The sequence below is a fragment of the Streptomonospora halophila genome (genome assembly GCF_039542725.1).
Taxonomy (GTDB): domain Bacteria; phylum Actinomycetota; class Actinomycetes; order Streptosporangiales; family Streptosporangiaceae; genus Streptomonospora; species Streptomonospora halophila.
Window position 1 is genome coordinate 24631 of sequence record NZ_BAABIK010000041.1, and the last position, 6485, is coordinate 31115.

Annotated in this window: 5 protein-coding genes; 1 reads left to right on the forward strand and 4 read right to left on the reverse strand. The window is 74.3% G+C overall.

The annotated features are described in order from the left end of the window. Window positions 1-25: 25 nt before the first annotated feature. The 3 genes from pruA to ABEA15_RS23435 form a co-directional block, all read right to left on the reverse strand. On the reverse strand, window positions 26-1654 hold the full coding sequence (pruA, locus tag ABEA15_RS23425) for an L-glutamate gamma-semialdehyde dehydrogenase (RefSeq protein WP_345559091.1): 1629 nt from the start codon (window positions 1652-1654) through the stop codon (window positions 26-28). A gap of 138 nt (window positions 1655-1792) precedes the next feature. After that, window positions 1793-2272, reverse strand: a complete 480-nt coding sequence (locus ABEA15_RS23430; protein ID WP_345559093.1) for a DUF6912 family protein — start codon at window positions 2270-2272, stop codon at window positions 1793-1795. A gap of 180 nt (window positions 2273-2452) precedes the next feature. Then, a complete protein-coding gene (locus tag ABEA15_RS23435; protein ID WP_345559095.1) occupies window positions 2453-3118 on the reverse strand; it encodes an HAD family hydrolase in 666 nt (221 codons plus the stop codon). 213 nt (window positions 3119-3331) lie between these two features. On the opposite strand from ABEA15_RS23435, the gene ABEA15_RS23440 reads away from it, so the two are divergent. Beyond that, on the forward strand, window positions 3332-4540 hold the full coding sequence (locus ABEA15_RS23440; protein ID WP_344141629.1) for an acyl-CoA dehydrogenase family protein: 1209 nt from the start codon (window positions 3332-3334) through the stop codon (window positions 4538-4540). A 69-nt stretch (window positions 4541-4609) separates the two neighbouring features. On the opposite strand, the gene ABEA15_RS23445 is transcribed toward ABEA15_RS23440, so the two are convergent. Beyond that, window positions 4610-6289, reverse strand: a complete 1680-nt coding sequence (locus tag ABEA15_RS23445; RefSeq protein ID WP_345559097.1) for a glycoside hydrolase family 3 protein — start codon at window positions 6287-6289, stop codon at window positions 4610-4612. Window positions 6290-6485: the final 196 nt, after the last annotated feature.

The following is a 6485-nucleotide window of genomic DNA, read 5'->3' on the forward strand; positions in this document are numbered from 1 at the left end:
GCGCCGGCGGGCCCCGGCGGCCGGCTCAGCCCATGTGCGGGTAGCGCCAGTCGGTGGGCGGGTCGAACGTCTCCTTGATGGCGCGCGGGCTGGCCCAGCGGGCCAGGTTGAAGCGCGAGCCGGCCTTGTCGTTGGTGCCGCTGGCGCGGGCGCCGCCGAAGGGCTGCTGGCCCACGATCGACCCGGTGGGCTTGTCGTTGATGTAGAAGTTGCCGGCGGAGAACCGCAGCGCGGCGTCGGCCTTGGCGACGGCGGCGCGGTCGCGGGCGATGACGGCGCCCGTCAGGGCGTAGGGTGCGACGTCGGCCATCTGGGCGAGGACCTGCTCGTAGCGGGAGTCGTCGTAGACGTGCACCGCGAGGATCGGTCCGAAGTACTCGGTGCGGAACACCTCGTCCTCGGGGTCGTCGCACTCCAGCACCGTCGGTTCGACGAAGTAGCCGACGCTGTCGTCGGTGCCGCCGCCCGCCAGGACGGTGATCGAGTCCGTGTCGCGGGCGCGCTTGAGCGCGGCGGAGTTCTTGGCGAAGGAGCGGCCGTCGATGACGGCGCCCATGAACGTCGACACGTCGCCGGTGACGTCGCCCACGGTCAGCCGGCCGACCTCGTCGAGCAGGCTGCCGCGCACCCGCGACCACACGCTGCGCGGGATGTAGGCGCGCGAGGCGGCCGAGCACTTCTGGCCCTGGTACTCGAAGGCGCCGCGGATCAGCGCGGTGCGCAGGACGTCGGGGTCGGCCGAGGAGTGGGCGACGACGAAGTCCTTGCCGCCGGTCTCGCCGACGATGCGCGGGTAGGAGTGGTACTCGGCGATGTGCTCGCCCGCGGTCCGCCACAGGTGCTGGAACGTGGCGACCGAGCCGGTGAAGTGGATTCCGGCCAGGTCGGGCTGGGTGAGCGCGGTCTCGGAGACCGCGTGGCCGTCGCCGGTGACCATGTTGATCACGCCGGGGGGCATCCCCGCCTCCTCCAGCACGCGCATCACGAAGTGCGCGGAGTAGGTCTGGGTCGGCGCGGGCTTCCACACCACGACGTTGCCCATCAGCGCGGGTGCGGTGGGCAGGTTGCCGGCGATGGCGGTGAAGTTGAAGGGCGTGATCGCCAGGACGAACCCCTCCAGCGGCCGCAGCTCCTGGCGGTTCCACACGCCGCGCACGGAGATGGGCTGCTCGGCGTAGAGGCTCCGGGCGAAGTGGACGTTGAACCGCCAGAAGTCGATCAGCTCGCAGGCGGCGTCGATCTCGGCCTGCCAGACGGACTTGGACTGGCCGAGCATGGTGGCGGCGTTGACCTGGGCGCGGTAGGGGCCCGCCAGCAGGTCGGCGGCGCGCAGCAGGATGGCCGCGCGGTCGTCGAAGGACATCGCCCGCCAGGCGGGCGCGGCGGCGCGGGCGGCGTCGATCGCCCGCTGCACCTCGCCGGGCGTGGCGTTGCCCATCCGCCCCAGGACGTGGGCGTGGCCGTGCGGCTTGAGCGCCGGGATCGGCTCGCCCGCGCCGAGGCCGCGCTCATCGCCGATGACCTGGTGGAGCTCGGTCTCCTCGGCCGACTGGCGCGCGATCTCCGCTTCGAGCTCGACCCGCTCGCCGCTCCCGGGGGCGTAGGCCAGGTTCGGCTCGTTGACGGGGACGGGAACGTCGGTCACGGCATCCATCGCGCTGCCTCCCTGGTGCGGTACGGCGGCGGAGCCCGGAGCCGGGTGGGCGCGGGGTGAGCGCCCCGGCGGCGGGCGCCGCGGGACGGTCCATACCCGCTGGGGAGGGGGCGCTAATCGTCCGGCGCTGTACGCCGCTCAGCTGCGGCCGAGCAGGTAGGGCAGCTCCTGCGTGGCGTACCAGAGCAGCTCGTGCTCCTCCAGCGGGCCGCCCTCGCCGCCGGGAGCGGCGCCGTCCGCGGCCGCGGCGACGGCGTCCTCGGCGGCGGGGGCGTCGACGTGCACGGCGGCCACGCGCTTGAGCGGAAGCGTGCCGATGACGGCGACCGCGGCCGGGTGCCCTGCGCGGTCGCCGGGCGGCCCGACTGCGGCGTCGGGGGCCTCGACGGCGAGGACGGCGCGCCGGCGCGGCGCCGAGGGGTCGGCCGCCAGCAGCCGCAGGGACGCCTCGGCGGCGCCGCTCAGCGCCTCGTACTCCAGCTCCTCGTCGTCCTGCGCCCCATGCGGGCCCGCCAGGCGCTCGGTGACGGCGAAGGCGGTCAGCGGCGGTTCACCGAGGCCGCCGGAGTCGAGGGCCTCGGCCAGGCCGGGAAAGGTGCTGGGCAGGTAGATGCGCATCGTCGTCCCGCGGGTCGTTTCACGTGGTCGGTGCAGGGTGCGGCGGCAGCCGGGAGTGCCACCGAAAGTGTGCCAGAGGCCTTCGCGTGCGCGGCACGCAGCGCCCCCACCGGGCGGCGGAGACCGCTCGAAGCCGGGGGAGCCGGCGGCCCGGGCCGCCGGCTCCCCCGGTGCGGCTACTCAGAACGGCATGGGGTCGAGCTCGATGCCGCAGGTCTCGGCCAACCGCTCCCGCGTCTCGGCGGGGTCGCTGTGCAGGATGCCGACCATGCCCAGATCGACCGCCGCGTGCACGTTGTGCTCGATGTCGTCGATGAACACGCACTCCTGCGGCGACAGTCCCACCAGCTCGACCGCGTGCCGGAAGATGGCCTCCTCGGGCTTGCGCATGCCCACCTCGCCGGAGATGACGACGGCGTCGAAGGCGTCGCCGAAGCGGTCGCGGGGATAGCCGTTGCCCCAGGAGTTGGACAGCAGGCAGGTGCGCACACTCTGGTCGCGGGCCTGGCGCAGTGCCGCGTACATCTCCTCGACGGGGTGGAAACCGGAGAACATCCTCTTGATCAGGCCCGCGGCGGGCACGGGGCCGCCGTCGGCCAGCCGCAGCTCGGCGGCGAGGATGCGCTCGAACTCGGCGGTCGCGAGCTCGCCGCGCTCCAGGGCGTGGATGGGGTTGCCGTCGACGGCTCCTCCGGCGTACGCGCCCTGGACCCAGGAGCGCATGACGTCGCGGTAGCGGGCGTCGTCGATGCCGTCGTCGGCCAGCCAGGCGGTGATGGTCTCGCGCAACGGGGTGGTGAGCACCCCTCCCCAGTCGGTGATGATCGCACGGCACGCGGTGGTCATACTCGCCCTCCGTCCCTCGTGGTGCGCCCTGCCTCGGGCGCCTCGTCCCGCGCGGTCCGTAGCCGACCGCGCCGGGGGACGGTTTCTTCCCTGGCCGGGGCTCCGCCAATCCCCGCGCCGGCCCTCGCCGCGGACCGGGCCGGGGGCGCAGGGGTGTTGACGGACCGTCGCCCACCCGGTACCGACCAGTCGGTTTGATGACATACTGCGGTCATGGACTTCGATCTCAGCGCCACCGCCCGCGACCGCCTAGCCGAGCTGCAGTCGTTCATGGACGGGCACGTCTATCCGGCCGAACCCGTCTACCGCCGCCAGCGCGCCGAGGCCGGGCGGGACAGCCACGACCTGCCGCCGGTCGTGGAGGACTTGAAGGCCGAGGCCCGCCGCCGCGGACTGTGGAACCTGTTCCTGCCGGACGTGGGCGGCCTGAGCGTCACCGACTACGCGCCGCTGGCCGAGCTGACCGGCCGCTCGCCGGTCCTGGCGCCCCAGGCGCTGAACTGCTCCGCGCCGGACACGGGCAACATGGAGGTGCTGCACATGTTCGGCACCGCCGAGCAGCGCGAGCGGTGGCTGGAGCCGCTGCTGGACGGGCGCATCCGCTCGGCGTTCGCCATGACCGAGCCCGACGTGGCCTCCTCCGACGCCGCGAACATCGCCACCTCGATCGTCCGCGAAGGCGGGGAGGGCGGGGGGTACGTGATCAACGGGCGCAAGTGGTGGATCAGCGGTGCGGCGGACCCGCGCTGCGAGGTCTTCATCGTCATGGGCAAGACCGATCCCGACGCCCCCGCGCACCGGCAGCAGTCGATGATCCTGGTCCCCCGCGAGACCCCCGGTTTGGAGATCGTGCGGGCGCTGCCCGTCTTCGGCTACCAGGACCAGGAGGGCCACTGCGAGCTGCGGTTCACCGACGTGCGGGTGCCTGCCGGCAACCTGGTGGCGGGCGAGGGGGAGGGCTTCGCGATCGCCCAGGCCCGGCTGGGCCCGGGGCGCGTCCACCACTGCATGCGGGCGATCGGCATGGCCGAGCGGGCGCTGGAGCTGCTGGTGCGCCGCGCCGAGCAGCGGGAGGCCTTCGGCAAGCCGCTGGCCGCCCAGGGGGTGGTCCAGCAGCAGATCGCGGAGTCGCGGCTGGCCATCGAGCAGGCGCGGCTGCTGGTGCTCAAGACGGCCTGGCTGATCGACCACCGCGGCACGAAGGAGGCGCGCACCGAGATCTCGGCGATCAAGGTCGCGGCGCCGCGGGCGGCGGTCGAGGTCCTGGACCGCGCGATCCAGGTGCACGGCGGCGCCGGGGTCAGCGACGACTTCCCGCTGGCCGAGATGTACGCCCACGCGCGGGCCATGCGGATCTTCGACGGCCCCGACGAGGTGCACCTGCGCTCCCTCGCCCGCCAGGAGACCAGGCGGCGGGCGTAAGGCCCGCTCCCGGCGCCGGAGCCGCCGGGGGCGGGTTCGCCCCCGGCACGTCTCAGTGGGACAGCCCGTTCAGTAGGACAGCCCGTCGCCGAAGCCCAGGTCGGTCCCCGGAACGCCCACCGGCAGCCTGCCCGACGGCGAGACCTCGCCGGCGAGGACGCGGGCGGCCGCCGCACGGGAGGCGTCCACCGCCGAGTAGGTGGCCAGATAGCCGTCGACCGCGCCCAGGTCGGCGATGTCGTAGGGGGTGCCCTGCGCGACGACCACCACGGGGGTGCCCGACTCCCGGGCGGCCGAGACGAGCGACAGCTGCTCGGCGTCGCCGCGCGCGCTGAGCGTTCCGACGACCGCGGCGTCGGCCGAGCCGGGATCGGCGGTGACCGTGTAGCCCAGCTCCTCCAGGCCCGCGCCGATCTCCTCGGCGCCCGAGCCGGTGACGCTCACCGTGGCCCCCTGCGCCAGCGGCAGGACGCCGTCCTCGTTGCGCAGCAGGGTCGCCGAGTCCTCGGCGAGGGCGCGCGCGGCGGCGCGGTGCTCCTTCGTGCCGATCGCCGCCCGAGCGTCGGCGGCGTCGGCGGGTTCGGCGCCGAAGAGGCCCCGTTCGGCCTTGGCGGTGAGGATGCGCAGGACCGACCGGTCCAGGCGCTCGGTACTGATGCGCCCCTTGCGCACAGCGCCCCGCAGCGCCTCGAAGGCCGCCTGCGGGTCGGGCGGCATCAGCAGCTGGTCGGCTCCGGCGAGGACGGCGCGCACCGCGACCTCGCCGTCGGAGTGGGTCTGGCGGACGCCCTCCATGTTCAGCGCGTCGGTGGTGACGATGCCGTCGTAGCCGAACTCGTCGCGCAGGACGCCGCCGATGACGTCGGGCGAGAGCGTCGAGGGCTCGCCGGAGTCGTCGAGCGCGGGCATCAGCACGTGGGCCGTCATGATCGCGTCGACGTCGGCCTCGACCGCGGCGCGGAACGGCGGAAGGTCCTCCTTCTCCCACTCCGTGCGCGGCTTGTCGATGACGGGCAGCCCGGTGTGGCTGTCGACGTCGGTGTCGCCGTGGCCGGGGAAGTGCTTGACGACCGGCACCACGCCGCCCTCGCTGAAAGCCGCGGCCTCGGCCGTGGCCATCTCGGCGACCAGGCCGGGGTCGGAACCGAAGGAGCGGATGCCGATGACGGGGTTGTCCGGGTTCGTATTGGTGTCGGCCACCGGCGCGTAGTCGAGGTTGATGCCCAGCGCCGTCAGCTCCTCGGCGGTGGCCGCCGCCAGCGCCTCGGCGTGGGCGGTGTCGCGGGTGGCGCCCACCGCCATCGCGTCGGGGAAGCGCGTGCCCACCGGCAGCCGGGACACCATGCCCTGCTCCTGGTCGATGCCGAGGAACAGCGGGACCCCGGCGCCGCTCTCGGCGGCGGTCCGCTGCAGCCCGTTGGACATGCGGGCGATCTGGCGGGCCCCGGACAGGTTCTCGGGGAAGTAGATCAGGCCGCCGGGGTTGTAGGTCGAGACCAGGTCGGTGCTCTCCTCGGCGGTGGTGCCCTCGGCGAGCAGCACCATCAGCTGGCCGATCTTCTCCTCCACCGACATCCCGGCAAGGCGCTCGAGGGCCTTCTCGGCCGCCGCGTCGGATTCGGACGCGGCCGAGGAGGGGGAGGCGGACGGGGCGCCGGAGGAAGCGGAGTCCGGGCTGCACCCGGACATAGCGGGGACCAGAGCCAGTACGGCGGTTCCCAGCAGCGCGGACAGGCGGCGAGGCGGCATGCGGACCTTCCGGGGGCGGACACGGCGGGACGGCGGTACGGCGGGGGAAGGTCGCGAGGCCGGGGCGCTGTGCGCGGCGGCGCGGAGGGGGCGCGCGGGGAGTGCGCCCGCGGCGGGTCGCGGCCCGCCCCACGATAGCGCCTGGCCCGACCGCGCGAGCGCGGGAGCCGGTGCGCCGGGCCGCGCCGACGCCTCC